Source organism: Flavobacterium poyangense (assembly GCF_011751075.1).
Taxonomy (GTDB): domain Bacteria; phylum Bacteroidota; class Bacteroidia; order Flavobacteriales; family Flavobacteriaceae; genus Flavobacterium; species Flavobacterium poyangense.
Genome location: NZ_JAALLN010000006.1, coordinates 107,235 through 122,667 on the forward strand (window position 1 = coordinate 107,235; position 15,433 = coordinate 122,667).

General features: G+C 35.5%; 14 protein-coding genes. 5 read left to right on the forward strand and 9 right to left on the reverse strand.

The window, feature by feature from the left end:
• Nucleotides 1-83 precede the first annotated feature (83 nt).
• Both G3A47_RS12240 and G3A47_RS12245 read left to right on the forward strand, forming a co-directional pair.
• Nucleotides 84-455: a BlaI/MecI/CopY family transcriptional regulator gene (locus G3A47_RS12240; protein ID WP_208328363.1), complete on the forward strand. Its 372-nt coding sequence runs from the start codon at nucleotides 84-86 to the stop codon at nucleotides 453-455.
• Entirely contained in the window at nucleotides 452-1,876 is a 1,425-nt protein-coding gene (locus G3A47_RS12245) for a M56 family metallopeptidase (RefSeq protein ID WP_166922682.1), read from the forward strand. The genes G3A47_RS12240 and G3A47_RS12245 overlap by 4 nt, the downstream gene beginning before the upstream one ends.
• A gap of 83 nt (nucleotides 1,877-1,959) precedes the next feature.
• Here G3A47_RS12245 and G3A47_RS12250 read toward each other — a convergent pair whose 3' ends face one another.
• A complete protein-coding gene (locus tag G3A47_RS12250; RefSeq protein WP_166922684.1) occupies nucleotides 1,960-3,324 on the reverse strand; it encodes a saccharopine dehydrogenase family protein in 1,365 nt (454 codons plus the stop codon).
• 192 nt (nucleotides 3,325-3,516) lie between these two features.
• Here G3A47_RS12250 and G3A47_RS12255 point away from each other — a divergent pair, with 192 nt between their 5' ends.
• Nucleotides 3,517-3,903, forward strand: coding sequence for a DUF423 domain-containing protein (locus G3A47_RS12255; RefSeq protein WP_166922685.1), 387 nt, complete (start codon nucleotides 3,517-3,519; stop codon nucleotides 3,901-3,903).
• Between the two features lie 209 nt (nucleotides 3,904-4,112).
• Nucleotides 4,113-5,717 (forward strand): phosphoenolpyruvate carboxykinase (ATP), encoded by a 1,605-nt coding sequence (gene pckA / locus G3A47_RS12260; RefSeq protein WP_166922687.1) that lies wholly within the window; start codon nucleotides 4,113-4,115, stop codon nucleotides 5,715-5,717.
• Between the two features lie 207 nt (nucleotides 5,718-5,924).
• Here pckA and G3A47_RS12265 read toward each other — a convergent pair whose 3' ends face one another.
• A complete protein-coding gene (locus tag G3A47_RS12265; protein ID WP_166922689.1) occupies nucleotides 5,925-6,980 on the reverse strand; it encodes a phytase in 1,056 nt (351 codons plus the stop codon).
• A gap of 75 nt (nucleotides 6,981-7,055) precedes the next feature.
• The gene (locus G3A47_RS12270; RefSeq protein ID WP_166922691.1) at nucleotides 7,056-9,866 is read right to left on the reverse strand and encodes a TonB-dependent receptor; all 2,811 of its coding nucleotides are present in this window, start codon (nucleotides 9,864-9,866) and stop codon (nucleotides 7,056-7,058) included.
• 240 nt (nucleotides 9,867-10,106) lie between these two features.
• On the opposite strand from G3A47_RS12270, the gene G3A47_RS12275 reads away from it, so the two are divergent.
• On the forward strand, nucleotides 10,107-11,207 hold the full coding sequence (locus G3A47_RS12275; RefSeq protein ID WP_166922693.1) for a DUF4407 domain-containing protein: 1,101 nt from the start codon (nucleotides 10,107-10,109) through the stop codon (nucleotides 11,205-11,207).
• A 266-nt stretch (nucleotides 11,208-11,473) separates the two neighbouring features.
• Here G3A47_RS12275 and G3A47_RS12280 read toward each other — a convergent pair whose 3' ends face one another.
• From G3A47_RS12280 to G3A47_RS12305, 6 genes are all read right to left on the reverse strand, one after another.
• Entirely contained in the window at nucleotides 11,474-12,178 is a 705-nt protein-coding gene (locus G3A47_RS12280; protein WP_166922695.1) for a PH domain-containing protein, read from the reverse strand.
• 71 nt (nucleotides 12,179-12,249) lie between these two features.
• Nucleotides 12,250-12,621 (reverse strand): MmcQ/YjbR family DNA-binding protein, encoded by a 372-nt coding sequence (locus G3A47_RS12285; protein WP_166922697.1) that lies wholly within the window; start codon nucleotides 12,619-12,621, stop codon nucleotides 12,250-12,252.
• A gap of 5 nt (nucleotides 12,622-12,626) precedes the next feature.
• Complete coding sequence (locus G3A47_RS12290) at nucleotides 12,627-13,688, reverse strand: DUF4421 family protein (RefSeq protein ID WP_166922699.1); 1,062 nt, start codon at nucleotides 13,686-13,688, stop codon at nucleotides 12,627-12,629.
• A 100-nt stretch (nucleotides 13,689-13,788) separates the two neighbouring features.
• Nucleotides 13,789-14,142: a DUF4260 domain-containing protein gene (locus G3A47_RS12295; protein WP_166922701.1), complete on the reverse strand. Its 354-nt coding sequence runs from the start codon at nucleotides 14,140-14,142 to the stop codon at nucleotides 13,789-13,791.
• Nucleotides 14,139-14,540: a GNAT family N-acetyltransferase gene (locus tag G3A47_RS12300; protein WP_166922703.1), complete on the reverse strand. Its 402-nt coding sequence runs from the start codon at nucleotides 14,538-14,540 to the stop codon at nucleotides 14,139-14,141. The genes G3A47_RS12295 and G3A47_RS12300 overlap by 4 nt, the downstream gene beginning before the upstream one ends.
• A 52-nt stretch (nucleotides 14,541-14,592) precedes the next feature.
• The gene (locus tag G3A47_RS12305) at nucleotides 14,593-15,375 is read right to left on the reverse strand and encodes a cyclase family protein (RefSeq protein ID WP_166922705.1); all 783 of its coding nucleotides are present in this window, start codon (nucleotides 15,373-15,375) and stop codon (nucleotides 14,593-14,595) included.
• Nucleotides 15,376-15,433: the final 58 nt, after the last annotated feature.

Consider the following 15,433-nt stretch of genomic DNA (forward strand, 5'->3'; position numbering starts at 1 on the left):
CACATTTTACATCTCACATTTTACAACTTGAATTAATTAACGGATTGCAGAAAAATAAAAAATTAAAAAACCTTAAAATAATTATGCAACTATCAAATTCAGAAGAACAGTTAATGGAACATCTTTGGAAGCTTGAAAAAGCATTCATGAAAGATCTGCTCGAGGCTTATCCCGAGCCAAAACCGGCCACAACAACGGTGGCGACTTTGTTGAAGCGGATGATTGACAAAAAATTCATCGCTTATAAGGAGTTCGGAAATTCAAGAGAATATTATCCGTTGGTAAAGAAAACAGCTTATTTCTCGAAGCATGTCAATGGCTTGATTAGCAATTTCTTTAATAACTCGGCTTCGCAATTTGCTTCGTTTTTTACGACTGAAACCGATTTGTCGACTTCGGAATTAGAGGAGTTGAAAAAAATTATCGATAGTCAAATTCAAAAAAAGAAAAAATGACAGACTTTCTTGTAAAATCAACGATTGCGTTAGGGGTGCTTTTGGTAGCCTACTATTTGCTTTTGGAAAAAGAAAAATTTCACCAGTTTAATAGGTTTTTCTTGTTGGGAAGTCTTTTGATTTCTTTTATTATTCCGTTTGTAACTATCGAAGTAATAGAAGAGGTTTCTAATGTTGCGGCTAGTAATAGGGTGGTTCCGGGGCAAATTACGACGCAAATAATAGAAGAGAAAATGTCTGTTTATGAAATTGCAGGCTGGATTTTATATGGGATGGTTACGGCAGTTTTGTTTTTTAGATTTATAAAAAATGTGTCTAAACTAATCAAAATGACAAAAGCGGTTCCGGTGATAAAGTACCAGAATGCCCAACTGATTTTGTTGAAAGAAAAAACACTACCCTATACTTTTTTGAATGCCATCTTTATAAATGAAGAAGATTATCAAAACAAAAAAATAGAAAGCGAATTGTTTACCCACGAGTTGATACACGTCAATCAAAAGCATTCTTTAGATGTTTTATTAGTTGAAATCATAAAAATGGTCTTTTGGTTCAATCCGATTTTTATTTTTTATAAAAAAGCAATACAGCTAAATCACGAATTTCTTGCTGATACTAAAGTTGTTAAATCACATAACAATGTCTCGTTCTACCAGAATCTATTATTATCTAAAGCGAGTCAAAGACCGATATATTACCTGGCCAGTAATTTGAACTATTCTGTAACTAAAAAAAGATTAATTATGATGACAACCACGACATCTGTTTCAAGAGGATTGTTTAAAAGGACAATTCTTGTGCCTTTATTAACCGGACTTGTGTATTCTTTGTGTACGAAAACTGTTGCACAGGAAAAAAAGCCAGCAGTAACTTTAAGTAAAGAGAGTGCTAAAAAGTCAAGTCCTGCCAATAAAACAACTGGGATAACAGCGGGAAAACAAAAAGAATTTACTTCGGGAGAAAAGGAGGTGGTTTCGAATAAGCTTGATGAGGCAATATCGCTGCAGGCTTATGAGGAATTGAGAAAAAAGAGCAAAAAGGATGGGGGGAAATCCGGAGGGGATGATTTGCATGATTCAAAGAATCAGACTGAAGGGACAGTTTATAAAACAGCCGATTTAACAGAAAATCCTGTCTATCCTGAAGGGATAGAAAAGTTTTACCTATTTGTTGGTCAGAATTATAAAATGCCGACAACGCCGCCAGATGTAAAGCTAAAAGGGAAGGTGTATGTAACTTTCGTAGTGGAAAAAGACGGTGCTTTGTCCGATTTTAAATTACTAAGAGATATTGGGTACGGAACCGGAGAGGAAGTAATAAGAGTGCTTAAATTATGTCCAAAATGGATTCCCGGGAAAGTTAATGGGGAGCCAGTAGCTACTATGTACAGCTTGCCTGTTACTATCCAATCTGATAAATAGGAATAAAAAAATCCGCTTCTTGAAAAACAGAAGCGGATAAAATTAAAAACTAAAAAAAAATCTCAAAAAAAATAAACCTGAACCTAAAATAGATCCGGATTGTATCCAAAGTAAGGCATGGTTTGTTCGTTAAAAATAACGCCATACTCTTCTAATTCTTTCAAAATAGGTAAATACACTTCTTTGTTTATAGGAAGTTGTACACCAGGGGTTGTGATTTTGCCATTCAAAATCAACAGGGTGGCCATGGCAACCGGCAGACCAACTGTTTTTGCCATTGCCGTATAAGTCTGATCGTCTCCGATGCAAACCATTTTAGAGTCGATTTGTTTTTTCTCTCCGTTTAATTCGTAACCGAATTTGTGATACATGACAATCATGTCCTTGTCGTCGGGCTCTAAAGACCAACTGTCAGAAAGTATTTTTTCTAGTATCTGAGCCGGAGTAGCATTGGGAAGATTGATTTTTTTGTTCGGATTGAACAAATCTAATTCCAAAAGTTTGTCCCACATGATATCGTCCTGATCAATCTTTAAAATCAATCGTGTTTTAATTTCTACAGAATCGGTTGGGTGATACGGTAGAAAAGAATTCACAAACTGGCGATAGCTCATGTTTTCGGAATCTTCCATGATGTAGCTGTCATCGGTCATCCCGAGTTGTACAAACATATTCCAGGCTTTCGAAAATCCAACTCTTCTGATGGTTCCACGATATAAAGTCAGGATATCGTCTAAGCCGTATATAGAGCGGTATTTTAAAGAATCGCGGTTGGAGTAGGCTTCGAACTTGCCGTAATCTTCTACTTCAAGAAATTCGGTTCTTCTAAATAAATTGCAATACGGGATGTATTTGTAAGTGCCTTCCTGAATAAATTTTGCAGCACCACCCTGACCTGCTAAAACGACATTTCTTGGAGCCCAGGTAAATTTGTAATTCCATAAATTATTGTCTGATTCAGGAGCTACTAATCCGCCGCAAAAAGATTCAAAAAGCAACATATTTCCACCTTTTGCCCTGATTTCATCAATGACTTTCATGGCGCTCATATGATCTATTCCCGGGTCAAGGCCAATTTCGTTCATGAAGATCAGATTGTTCTTTTTAGCTTCTTCGTCTAAAGCTTGCATCGCATCACTGATATAGGAAGCCGTTACAAGATGTTTTTTAAATTGAAGACAGTCTTTCGCAATCTCAATATGTAAATGGGCGGGCAACATCGAAATTACAATGGATGCTTTTTCTATTGCCGCTTTTCTTTCTGCGGTATTAAATATGTCTAAAGCCATTGGAGTGGCGTTCGGGTGTTTCTGTGTCTTTTTTTCGGCCAAGGCCAAAGACAGATCGGCTACTATAAGATGTAACTTTTCACTTTCAGATTTTGCTAGTAAATAACGTATCAGGGAAGAGGCAGATCGACCGGCTCCAATAATTAAAATGCTTCTCATAATTTATATTTATAACACAAATATATTAAAATGTTATAAATATAACAATGTAGTGCGCTAAAAAAAATCATTTATTTTTAATTTTAAGAGTAAAGCAGCTGAATTCCTTTTATTGAAAAAGATTTTTAAAAAGTGAAAAGCTTTTCAGATTGTTTGCAGTATTTTTGTTAGTGTATTAAAAACATAGAAAAAATGAAAAGAAAAATTGTTTTGACAGGTGCTTTTTTAGGGATGGTGGCTATTATCTTAGGAGCTTTCGGAGCTCATCTCTTAAAAAAATGGTTATCGGTTGAACAATTAAATACGTTTGAAGTTGGAGTTCGTTATCAAATGTATCATGCTTTTTTTCTGTTTTTTCTTTCTACCAGAAAAGAGATTGCTGAGAAAACTTTAAAAACAATCTACAGCCTTGCTGTTGCTGGTGTTCTGCTGTTTAGTGGGTCTATCTATTTATTAGTTACAAAAGACTACACTATTTTTGATTCGAAAATTATTGTATTCGCAACACCTGTGGGCGGATTTCTATTAATTCTAGCCTGGTTGGTGTTATTTGTTACTATTTTGAAGAAAAAATCATAAAATTCAGAATAAAAAATTCTATCTAAAAATTAATTTTTAATTTTGTCTCATAAATAACATATGATATTGCTTATGTGAATTTTTATTGGATTTTATCGGTATTGGTAAAAAATTTAACAATTCGTATTTCAAGAGTATAACAGCTTAAGAATCAAAGTAAAAATTATGTTTGTTCACTAAAAAAAGAAACATACACAACAACAAAATTTATGGACGCTAACACACTTTACACGCAATCGATTTCGTTAAAGGAACTAGGAATTGAAAATGCAAAAGTTCGCTATCAATTATCAGCTGATGAATTGCATGCGATTACTTTGCAGTCAGGCCAAGGTGTTGAGAACTCTACTGGAGCATTGGCAATTAATACAGGTGAGTTCACAGGACGATCTCCTCAGGATCGTTATATCGTAAAGGACAGTATTACTGAAGACCAGGTATGGTGGGGAAAAGTAAATATTCCGTTTTCTTCTGAAGCTTTTGAAAAATTATATAATAAAGTAGCACAGTTTTTATCTAACAAAGAAGTTTTTGTTAGAGACTCTTATGTTTGTTCTGATGCAAATTATAGATTAAATGTTCGTGTAGTAACAGAAACGGCATGGTCTAACTTGTTTTGTTACAACATGTTTTTAAGACCGGAAGAATCAGAATTAGCTAATTTTAGCCCGGAATGGACTGTAGTTTGTGCACCAAGTTTTATGGCAGATCCTGCTGTAGACGGAACACGTCAGTCTAATTTTGCTATCTTGGATTTTACTAAAAAAATTGCACTTATTGGAGGAACTGGATATACAGGTGAAATGAAAAAGGGAATTTTCTCAGCTTTAAATTTCATTTTACCGGTTTTCAAAAATACATTACCAATGCACTGCAGCGCCAATGTTGGTGAAGCAGGAGATACAGCAATTTTCTTCGGATTGTCAGGAACTGGAAAAACAACTTTATCAGCAGATCCACAGCGTAAGTTAATTGGAGATGATGAGCACGGATGGACAAGCGAAAACTCTGTTTTTAACTTTGAAGGAGGTTGTTATGCTAAAGTTATTAATTTAACAGAAGAAAACGAACCGGACATTTTCAGAGCAATTAAAAAAGGAGCGCTTTTAGAAAATGTAGTTTTCAAAGCCGGAACTAACGAAGTTGATTTTGATGATGTTTCAATCACTCAAAATACTCGTGTAAGTTACCCAATAACACATATTGATAATATTCAACCGGGATCTATAGGACATAATCCTAAAAATATATTCTTTTTGACGGCGGATTCTTTCGGAATTTTGCCTCCAATCTCAAAATTGACTCCAGGTCAGGCTGCTTACCACTTTATTTCAGGATATACTGCAAAAGTTGCCGGAACTGAAGCAGGAGTTACAGAGCCACAACCTAATTTCTCAGCTTGTTTCGGAGCGCCATTTATGCCGTTACACCCAACACGTTATGCAGAAATGTTAACTAAAAAAATGAAAGATGCAGACGTAAAAGTTTGGTTGATCAATACAGGTTGGACAGGTGGAGCATACGGAACAGGAAGCCGTATGAAATTAAAATACACCCGTGCAATGATTACCGCTGCATTAAATGGTGAATTAGACAATGTTGAATTTGAAAATCATAAGATATTTGGAATTGCAAAACCGCAAACTTGTCCAAATGTTCCAAACGAAATCCTTAACCCTAGAAATACTTGGGAAGATAAAGATTTATACGATAAAAAAGCAATTGAATTAGCTCAGAAATTCAAAGCTAATTTTGCCAAATTTGAAGAGTTTGCCAATGCCGAAATTTTGGCTGGTGCACCGATTACAGAATAAGGAAAATTACTAATTCAAATTTTAAAAAGCTGTTCGTTAAGAACAGCTTTTTTTGTTTTTGGTGATTTCGGTTTACGTTAACCTTAGTGCTGTCAGGCTGAGCGAAGTCGAAGTCCTCTCCGTAAAGCCCTTCGACTTCGCTCAGGGAGACAAATAGGACTGAATACGGTTTACAGCGACTAAAAACTGAAGACCGCGACTAAAAAACTATTTCCCCTTATCAATACGCTGTTGCATTAAATCCCAGGTGTAGTAATGAAAAGTCATTCCGTTGCTCATGGCTACTAAAAGGCCATTTTTAAATTTTCCTCCTAAGTTTATACTGGTGGCATCCGCTCCGTCGCATTCAATTGTCGAGGTTGGAATTTCTGCCAATAAAGGATATTTGTTTGGATTTCCATTAGCGCCTTCTCTTGGGTAAACCATAAAGGTATTGGCTTGTTGGTTGGATACTAAGATGTAACCTGTGGTAGCTGTTTTTTTATAAATTGCGATTCCTTCGTTATCTGCTTTGAATCCTGTTTTCCCAAAGAGAGCCAGTTCTTTATTGTCATTTAAAGCAGGGTCAGCCTTGTACTTTCTGATTCCGAATTGCTCATCACAATACAAAATAGTTCCTAATTCGTTATCAATGGCTATAGCTTCGATTTCTTTTTTGCCACTATAAGCACCAAACTTTCTAACGACTTTGGCAATTGCTGTCTTTCCGGTTGATGAAAGTTCATATTGCCATAAATAACTTCCTGATGGTCCTGATTTTCTCCCTACGATTGCAAAGATCTTTTTGTCGCCAGGGCGCGTGTACAAAGCGACTCCCATTGGATCTCGTAACGATTCACCTTCAAAAACAGGGATTCCGCCATTGTCAATTGGTTCTAAATCAGGCAGACTGAAAATTCTGATTTTATTGCTTTCTCGTTCTGTAGTAACGGCTATATCTGTTTTTTTACCGTTAATCAATAAGCCGTAAGCGATGTCCACATTGTTTGGACGTTTTAAAGGAATTGATTTTTTTAGAATTTTTCCATTCAGATCAAAAGCATACAAGGCACCATCTGTGTCTTTGTCTGTTCCTACAATAATACTTTTTGTAGCATCAGTTGGATGAATCCAGATCGAAGGATCATCTGTGTCATGAGGCAGCGCTTTTGTAACGATAGTTGGCTTTACCGCATTTTTGGCTACAGGAGCTAATTTGTCTTCTTTGCAAGCGATGCATAAAAAGGTAAAAAGTAAAAAGGTCAGTGCTGATATATTTTTCATTTTGTTTGGTTTTTTTAATGCAATTAGACAGAGCGATTAAACCCTGTCTAATTTAAGAATTATATAAATGGATTATTACAAGTCGAGTTTCAAGCCAAAATTATATCTGGCCTGATAGTATTCTACTTGTTTGGTGTGCGCCTCAACTCCCTGGTAGTAGCGTAGAGGCTGGTTAGTTAAATTGTTGGCCTCGGCAAAAAGACGAAGTTTAGGTGTGATTTTGAAAGAAGCATTGGCGTCAACAAAAAGTTGTTTGTCATAATAGCTGTCTTTGTAGGATTCTGAACCTAATTCATCTAAATAATCTGAGGTAAAATTGGTTGAAACTCTCGCAGAAAAGCGTTTGTTTTCCCAAGACAATGATCCGTTAAACATGTGTGGAGTTGTTCCCGGAAGACTGATGTTGTTTCTTTCGTTTCCGTCTTCATCCGCAATTCCCTTTGCTTTAGATTTGGTGTACGTATAGTTTAAATAGATACCAAAACCTTTAAGGAATTTCCCTGGCAAGAAATCTAACTGACGTTGAAAAGCAATTTCAAAACCGTAAACATCTACATTATCTCCATTTCGGGATTGCACAAACGACCAGTTTTCGCCAACCGGAATCGGGTTGATCTGACTTGGAAAATCATTTGCGAATTTTGCAGCTGTATATTGATTGTCGCTATAATTGTAAATGAAATCATTTAATTTTTTATAGAAAACGCCACCTGAAATTAATCCGACAGATTTAAAATAATTCTCCGCCATGAAATCATAGTTGTAAGAATACGTTACATTCAGATCCGGATTTCCTGCTGTAATGGCTTTGTCAGCAGCAATATTGTTTACGTATGGAGCTAATGCATAATAATTAGGTCTTGCTAATGCGGTCGTAGCTGCAGCTCTTAAAACCAAATCCTTAGTGGCATTGTATTGGAAAGAAATACTTGGCAGTACATTCGTATAAGAATTGGTATTGTTGATTTTGCTTTCTAATTCTTCTTCGTCAAGAACACGATTTCCTGTATAATTGATATGTGTATTCTCAACGCGGAAACCTAAAACCATCGATAATTGATCATTAAAATCCTGATCCCATCTCACATAAGCAGCATAAATGTTTTCTTTAGCGTTATAGTTTACGGCTAAAAATTCGGCAGCATCCGCTTCTTTGTCAAATAAAGAGGCATTGTTTAAATCAAGACTTCCTAAAAAACTTGCCGAAGCAAAAGTTCCCGGTACATATTTGCTACCCGGATTAAAGTTTTTGCCATCAAAATAACTTGTTGGGACTTGTGATAGTAATTTCAAACCGTCGCCGGTAGGTTCGTAAGAATAGAAAACATTATCCCTCTTTTTTTCTTTTAAACGAAGTCGAAGTCCGGTTCTAAGCCTTCCTTTTTGTGAAGGGATAATAGTAAAAGGAAAACGGATGTTTACTTTGGCACCAAATTCACTTTCGCTGGTGTTGTCTGTGTTTTCTGTAACCGAATCGAATTTGAATTTATCGATAGCTTCTCCGGTTGTAGTGAGTAATGGAAATCTCAGATCCGATAAATCTTCGGTCATTTCCAAACCTTTCTGACGGTATTCGATGTAACGTTCTCCCGGACGATATTCTCTTGCCTTTGCATAGTTGGCAGACCAGTCGAGATCTAATTTGGAATTGATTAAATGCTCTCCACGAATAGAATAATTCTGTACCCTTTGGTCTTCTAATCGTCTGTTTTTGTTTCTGTTGTTGTCAACTCCACCTTTTGTCTGACGTTTTACACGACCTTCAAAACCAATGATTTTCTCTCCGTTATAAATAGGTTCAATATCATCATAAGTGGTTCTGAAACGATTTTCGCGATCGTCTCTCCAATTGTAAATGGCATTGGCAAAAATGGTGTTGTTTTCATCAAATTTATAATCTAAAGCGACAGACCCGCTACGACGAATACGTTGTACATCGTACTTTCTAATTTCGGCTGCCTGTAAATATTCATTGCCAAATTTGTCTTTTACCCATTCGTTTTCGATGTTATCCGAACCGTAATCTACATTATTATAAGAACCACTAAAAACGAGACCAAGTTTATTATCGAAAAGCCTGTTTCCGTATACTAAACCTGCTGTATAACTTGCGTGCTCGCGTATTGGTAAATAGCCGCCGGCAAGAGTTGCAGAGATTCTTTCACCGTTTGGAGTGGCTCTTGTAATTAGATTTACTGAACCTCCGATTGCATCCGCATCCATATCTGAGGTTAGTGTTTTGTTGACTTCGATTGTAGATATCATATCAGACGGAATCAAATCCATTTGTACGTTTCTGTTGTCTCCTTCAGCAGATGGAATTCGATCGCCATTTAAAGTTACCGAGTTTAAAGAAGGAGCTAAACCTCTTATAATGATATTACGCGCTTCTCCCTGATCATTTTGCATGGTAATACCCGGAACACGTTTTAAAGCATCTCCCACGTTGGCATCCGGAAAACGCCCTACCTGATCGGAGGAGATTACGTTTCCGATATTTTTATTATTTTTTTGTTGATTCAAAGCCTTGGCCTGACCTTTTAAAAGATCTCCAACAACTACTTCATTCAATTCAGTGCCTGAGGTTTTGAGGGCAAAATCAAGTACGTTGTTTTTTCCTTGTTCTGCTGTAATTTCATGTGTTACGGGGGTATACCCAATATATTTTACTAAAACCTGATACGTGCCGGGGTTTATATTAAGCAATTCAAAACGGCCATTGTAATCGGATACCGTGTATTTGTTTTCGCCTACAATTTGAATCATTGCCCCGGGTAGGGGAAGTTTGTCATCAGCATCTAATACCTTACCGGATATTATGGCTTTCTGCGCATAACCTGAGAGAGTTAATAGAAAAAGGGTTATTACTAAATAGAAGTTTTTCATTATGTTTTTTTGGTTTGATTTTAATTGCGAAAATAAAGCCCGGGTATTATTAAACACATAGGGGAAAATTAACATAGTGTTATGATTTTCAGTCCAAAACAAAAATCTATTAAAGTTAAAATAACATTTAGTTTGTAGGATTTGAAAGCGGATCAATCAAAAACAAATGGACTATTAACATGAGAATCAAAAAATTGGCGCTAAATTTGCCGTATCAATCACAATCAAAAATCATCAATCATGTTAAAACAATTTTTTATCCTTTGTTCAGGAGTCGACCGAGACCTTCTGGACGGTTGCTCAGAAGGGGAGCAAACCAAATATGTAGGTATTGGCGCTACTGTTTTTTTTACTGCCGTTATGGCTTTTCTTGCCAGTGCATATGCACTTTTTACTGTTTTTGACTCTATTTACCCGGCTTTAATTTTTGGATTTGTGTGGAGTTTACTGATCTTCAATTTAGATCGGTTTATTGTCTCTACAATTAAAAAAAGAGATCGTTTCTTAGACGAGTTTCTTCAGGCTACACCCCGAATTATACTGGCAGTTATTATTGCAATTGTAATTTCGAAACCATTAGAAATTAAAATTTTCGAAAAAGAAATCAATACGGTTTTATTGAAAGAAAAAAATGAAATGGAATTAGCCAATAAAAAACAAATTGGAACTTATTTCAAATCAGATTTAGACAAGAATAAAGCGGAGATTGCGGTCTTGAAAAATGACATTCTGAAAAAAGAGAAAGAAGTAAACGCTTTATACTCCACTTATATTACCGAAGCCGAAGGAACTACAGGAACCAAAAAGCTAGGCAAAGGTCCGGTTTATAAAGAAAAACGAGAGAAACACGATGCGGCCCTAAAAGAATTTGCCACATTAAAAGCAGCTAATGAAGCTAAAATTGCGGAGAAAGAGAAAATAGGAAAACAGCTTCAGGCAGATTTAGATAAAAAGGTATCGCAAACGCAACCGATCATTGAGGGATTTGATGGTTTAATGGCGCGTATTAATGCGTTAAATAAGTTACCTTGGCTACCATCCTTTTTTATAATGTTGTTATTTCTGGCGATCGAAACTTCTCCGATTATTGCTAAATTATTATCTCCAAAAGGGGAGTTTGATTTTAAACAGGAAGAAGCCGAAACAGCTATAAAAGCGACTTTGGAACAAAATAAATACCAACGCGATTTGTTGGTAAAAACGAGTGCTGCCATGCACGATAAAGTCTATGCTGATATTGCGGAAGATAAAACACTCTACGATTTGCAACGTAAAAATGCAAAAGAACTATTGGAACTTCAATCGAATAGTTTTGTTGATAAGCAGAAGGCTACATTGTAGCGTTATTTAACCGCAAGGAGCACAAGGATTTACGCAAAGTGCACAAGGAAAAGAAAAAGCCCAACAGATTAATTTGTTGGGCTTTTACTTTTCACGCAGATTTAACAGATTTATTTAGATTTATTTAGATTGGTTTATAGGAACCACTAAAAAAAAGATCAGCATAATCTGCAAAATCTGCGTGAAAAAAACTTTGCGATTTCGCGACTTTGCGAGCTAAAAAACGCCCGGTTACGCAAAAACTGCAAACCTTGCGAGCAAAATCACTACATATAGCTTAAGATTTCTTTTTTGAATGTATCGTATTCTCCTTGCATGATCAATCCGTTGTCGAGTAACTTTTTGTAATTCTGTAATTTGTCAAAAAGTTCTTCTTTAGACAACTCGCTTAATTTACGATCTCCGGCTGGTGCCTGAGGCTGAATTGGCTCAAAGGTTTCTGTAAAGGATGGAGTAGCAGCAGGCATAATTTCTGCAAAGCTGGTTACTTCTTCAGTTTCAATTTCTTCGATTTCTTCTTCCGTTTCTGCTTCTTCTGTCTGAACAGCTTCAACTACCGGGGTAGCAATTACCGGATTTTTTAAGAGATCCAATTGTTCTTTAGCGTAAGTAAAGATTTTACGAGCCTGTATTTTAGGGATATAATCGATAGAAACCTGAATGTCTGTTTTTGTAGAAAAAGAAAACTCTGAACCCAGTATATTTTCTTTTACAAAAGTCCCGGCAATATCATCCCAGGTATAATCTGTAAAATCCATAGAAAGACCTAAATTTTTAGGTTTACAGATAATGATTCTTTTGTTTGTTAATACGATACTATCAGGAAAAACAGTAATTGCCGGTTTTTTCTGAACAGCAATATAACCAACCTCTTCGCCTCTCATCAATAAATCGTTAAGTTTGGAAGTGATTTTTTCAATCGCTTTAGGGTCTTGTTCTTCGTTTAAAAACTTTTTAAATTGTTCTTTCATGTGTTATAAGTTGCTAAGTTACAAAGTAACTGAGTTGCTAAGTTTTTTTTCTTATGCTGCAAATGTAATGCCTAATTTTCTAATTGAGTAATTTCACTTTGAATTTTCTTGGTCAAACTTTTGAAAACCAATTCATAGGAATGATCTATTAATTCTTTTATAAAACCTGTTGGTAAGCTTCCGTTTAAGGCAACCGTATTCCAATGGACTTTATTCATATGATAGCCCGGTTTTATTTCTTCATATTCCGCTCTTAGCTCTTGTGCACGTTCAGGATCACATTTTAAATTGACGGAGGGCTCATTTTTTTCCCACTGTTGTAAGGAGGATAAGGCGAATAATTTGCCGCCAACTTTAAACACTAAAGTGTCTTCGTCAAAAGGGAAATGTTCCGTAACTCCTTTTTTAGCAAGACAATATTCATAATAAGTTTCGAGGTTCATAGTTCTTATAGTTTTATTTTTTCTTCAATTTTTTTGGCTGGTTTTGCTATAAAATCAGGAGCATCAAAACGATATCCAAAGTAGAGTAAACCATATATTCTATTGTTTTCAATAGTGTTTTTCCGTTCTTCTTTGTACCAATTTACATTAAAATTAAAATTGGCTCCAAAAAGTATATTATTCGAATTATAGCCTATTTTAATACCGCCTTCGAGGAATTTTGTAAAATAGGTTTCCTTTTCTGTTGTATTCCCTTCGATGTCCTGGGATTTGTTTGTAGAAAAGCGAATTCCCATTGAAGGGGTTAAGTTCGGAGCGATATAAAATTTCTCATATAGTATAAAATTATAAAAATAACTCAAACCCAGTCTTATATTATAGTTATCTTCTTTGGTTTTATTTTCGTTCTGATCAAAAGAAAAACGTGTGTAATCGTATGTTAAAACAGGAATAAAACTTCCGGCACTTTGTTTTTGCCATTCGGTAAAGGAGGTAATACTTCTTAGTGAAAACTTAGGATTAAAAACATAAGAAGTTGACATGCCAAAAGTTTCATTTTTTAGATTTGGAAATTGAATATAAGGATCTTTTCCTTCTGCCCAATTAGGAAAATAGTCGGCTGTGTTTTCTACATAATAACCTCTGACTTTGCTGTATTGAAAGTTTTGCAGCCAATGCCCTAAAAACAAACGGAAGTTGTAATCGGAAAAAGAAGATTTACCTTTTAAATTATTGTCGTTATTTACTCCGAAAAACTTCGGGGAAAATCCATAACTGAAACCGATGAATTTGTAATCGACAGTCAGGAATAATTTGTAGTCATTATTAGGGGTAATTTTCAGGTTTTGACTTTCGTTGGGGGTATAAGAGTAAGTGTCTGTTTGGGTGCTCAAATTGGCTTTTATCATTATTTTGTCAGGATAATAAATAAAATTTGAAGTGTCTTTTTGAGGATTGTTTTGCGCAAATCCGAATTGGAATAGAAAAAAAACAAACAGCAGATAGCCATAAGGTTTGAATAAACTTAAAAGATCAATTTTGATATTTAATTTTGCAGTTATTCTCATTTGGGGAAAATGATGTGTTAGAGAGCAGTCCTAAATATAGTGAATTAATAGGTACATGTTTAAATGACTTTATCAATGTAGATTAATACGTTTTTAAAGTTTAGTTTTTACCAATTTCTCCCAAATGAGTATACTTAAAACCGGTTTCGTATTTTAGACCATACCCAAAGAAACGATCCATAGCACTGTGCGAAAATAGAATGATCCCGACTAATTGGACGACTTCAATGTTCAGGTAACATCCTGAAATATAAAATAAGACGGCAATACCTCGATGGTGGAATAAATTGTATAAAAAAGCCCCTGTTTTAGCATTAACAGCATAACCAATCATGGATAAATCGGGTGCCAAAAGCAATACTAAAAACCACCACCATTGATAACTCAAAAGGCTAAATAAATAGATTCCGAGGAGAAATAAACCTAATTCTTCTAATTTAATAACTGTTTTCATCTGACCACTTTTTCCATCATTTTTTCAGGATGATTTAATGCCGTAAATCCAAATTTCTCGTATAAAAAATGGGCGTCGGTTGTGGCCAATCTCCAGATTTTAATTTCGTTCAGCTGTGGTTCTTTCATCATATTTTCAATCAAAATAGATGAATATCCTTTTCCTCGATGTTCTTCTGTAATAAAAACATCCATAACATAAGCAAAAACCACATAATCGGTTATGACGCGTGCAAAACCGATTTGTTTGTCATTTAAATAAATTCCGAAGCAAACCGAAGCATCAATGGTTCGTTGTACTTCTTCCATTGTACGCCCCGCAGCCCAATAAATATCTTTTAAAAAGTGCTGTATAAACGGAACGTCCAATTTGCTTTTATCAGTCGAAACAGTAATCATTTTAATTGTTGATTTAAGATTTAAGATTGCAGATTTAAGATAGATTTGAAATCTAAAATCTAAAATCTGCAATCTTAAATAGAATTGGTTTTGATGGACTTGCGTCATTTTCAAACGAAGCGATTTGTAAATTTAGTATATAATCTCCATCATTAATCGTGTCAGGGACATAAATCATTTCGGTAATGGTGGCTTTTAGTCTCGCATCAGTATTTAAATGAAGCGTGTCTTTTACATTCCAGAAGGCTTTGTGTGCGAGTAATTTCCCTTCGTCATGTTCTCTGTCAACACTTGGTAAATCAATTAGTAAATGTTCGATTTCGCTTTCACGGATAAAAACAGCGGCTTCTTCAGCCAAATAAGGCGGATTTGTATTGGAGTACTTTCTTGATTTTTTGTCTTTTTGATTCGGAAGCGTTCTTATGATTAAAGCTTCTGTTGTCCCATTGAGCGAAGTCGAAACGGTCATGGCTTTTTGAACTTGCTCCTTAGTTATCACCAAATCTTCTCCAATTGCCTCCGGTTCAATAGTGATCAGTTTTGCTAAAAAGAAAAATTGAGTCAGGGATTGGTTAATGCTGTAAAAATCGTTTGTAATGTGACCTAAACATTCCGTGTGGGTGCCGTGTCCATGTGGGTTGAAGAAAATATTGTTGAAGTTGGTTGATGATTTTCCTTCTGAAACTTTGCCGATCCAATCTCCAAAAACTACGGGTTCAATGGTTGGTTTTTCGATGTACCAGGCAATCGGGTTTTCATCTGTATTGGTTAGTGGAATTGAGATGTCAATTGGTTTTGATAAGTCAATTTCGAAGTTGTTTATTTTAGCTTTCATAGTTTTGGGTTAACTGCAAAGATTTTTTTTATTATTGTGTGTATTTAACCGCAAAGTG

Excerpts from the sequence above, each read along its gene's own strand:
- G3A47_RS12250 (WP_166922684.1), bottom strand. The coding sequence starts at position 3,324 with ATGAGAAGCATTTTAATTATTGGAGCCGGTCGATCTGCCTCTTCCCTG.
- G3A47_RS12265 (WP_166922689.1), bottom strand. The coding sequence starts at position 6,980 with ATGAAAAATATATCAGCACTGACCTTTTTACTTTTTACCTTTTTATGC.
- G3A47_RS12280 (WP_166922695.1), bottom strand. The coding sequence starts at position 12,178 with ATGAAAGAACAATTTAAAAAGTTTTTAAACGAAGAACAAGACCCTAAA.
- G3A47_RS12295 (WP_166922701.1), bottom strand. The coding sequence starts at position 14,142 with ATGAAAACAGTTATTAAATTAGAAGAATTAGGTTTATTTCTCCTCGGA.
- G3A47_RS12290 (WP_166922699.1), bottom strand. The coding sequence starts at position 13,688 with ATGAGAATAACTGCAAAATTAAATATCAAAATTGATCTTTTAAGTTTA.
- G3A47_RS12270 (WP_166922691.1), bottom strand. The coding sequence starts at position 9,866 with ATGAAAAACTTCTATTTAGTAATAACCCTTTTTCTATTAACTCTCTCA.
- G3A47_RS12255 (WP_166922685.1), top strand. The coding sequence starts at position 3,517 with ATGAAAAGAAAAATTGTTTTGACAGGTGCTTTTTTAGGGATGGTGGCT.
- G3A47_RS12240 (WP_208328363.1), top strand. The coding sequence starts at position 84 with ATGCAACTATCAAATTCAGAAGAACAGTTAATGGAACATCTTTGGAAG.
- pckA (WP_166922687.1), top strand. The coding sequence starts at position 4,113 with ATGGACGCTAACACACTTTACACGCAATCGATTTCGTTAAAGGAACTA.
- G3A47_RS12245 (WP_166922682.1), top strand. The coding sequence starts at position 452 with ATGACAGACTTTCTTGTAAAATCAACGATTGCGTTAGGGGTGCTTTTG.
- G3A47_RS12285 (WP_166922697.1), bottom strand. The coding sequence starts at position 12,621 with ATGAACCTCGAAACTTATTATGAATATTGTCTTGCTAAAAAAGGAGTT.
- G3A47_RS12275 (WP_166922693.1), top strand. The coding sequence starts at position 10,107 with ATGTTAAAACAATTTTTTATCCTTTGTTCAGGAGTCGACCGAGACCTT.
- G3A47_RS12305 (WP_166922705.1), bottom strand. The coding sequence starts at position 15,375 with ATGAAAGCTAAAATAAACAACTTCGAAATTGACTTATCAAAACCAATT.
- G3A47_RS12300 (WP_166922703.1), bottom strand. The coding sequence starts at position 14,540 with ATGATTACTGTTTCGACTGATAAAAGCAAATTGGACGTTCCGTTTATA.